The sequence below is a fragment of the Synechococcus sp. R6-5 genome (assembly GCF_047461775.1).
Classification (GTDB): domain Bacteria; phylum Cyanobacteriota; class Cyanobacteriia; order Thermostichales; family Thermostichaceae; genus Thermostichus.
The window spans coordinates 1-528 of the sequence record NZ_JANSHV010000239.1 but is presented as its reverse complement, the minus strand read 5'-3'; the positions used below and the strand labels follow the sequence as shown (position 1 = coordinate 528).

General features: G+C 63.6%; 1 protein-coding gene. It reads right to left on the bottom strand.

Features of this window, described 5'->3' with window-relative positions; genetic code table 11:
• Nucleotides 1–22: 22 nt before the first annotated feature.
• The coding region (locus tag NW818_RS11935) for a PDZ domain-containing protein (RefSeq protein WP_414424672.1) at nucleotides 23–528 on the bottom strand (506 nt) is incomplete at its 5' end.

The window sequence follows — 528 nt, the reverse complement described above, 5'->3', positions numbered from 1 at the left end:
GGACTCCGTCCCGCTGGCGCGATCAGCCTCCGCTGGGGGCCGGGAAAGAGCCCGTTACCGCCCGGATCTTCTGTCGTCGCCCGGCCCGCTCGATCTCCAGCTCCAGGGTGCTGCCCACCTCAGTGCGCTCCACCTCCTGTTGCACCTGATCGGCTGTGGTTACGGCACGACCATTGATGGAGAGAATGACATCCCCAGACCGCAGCCCTGCCCGTTCCGCTGGGGATCCCTGGATGACTTCGCCAATCAGTACACCCTGATCCACCGTTATCAAAATGCGGCTATTGGGATCCTGGTTGAGGCGCTCCTTCAGCTCTGGAGTCAGCGTGAGCATGCGGATGCCCAGGTAGGGGTGATCCACCTTGCCGCGAGTGATCAACTGATTGGCCACCCGCTGGGCCGTCTCAATGGGGATGGCGAAGCCCAACCCTTGCGCTCCCTGGATGATGGCGGTGTTCACCCCTATCACCTCCCCTTGAGCGTTGAGCAGCGGGCCGCCGGAGTTGCCGGGGTTAATGGCCGCATCCG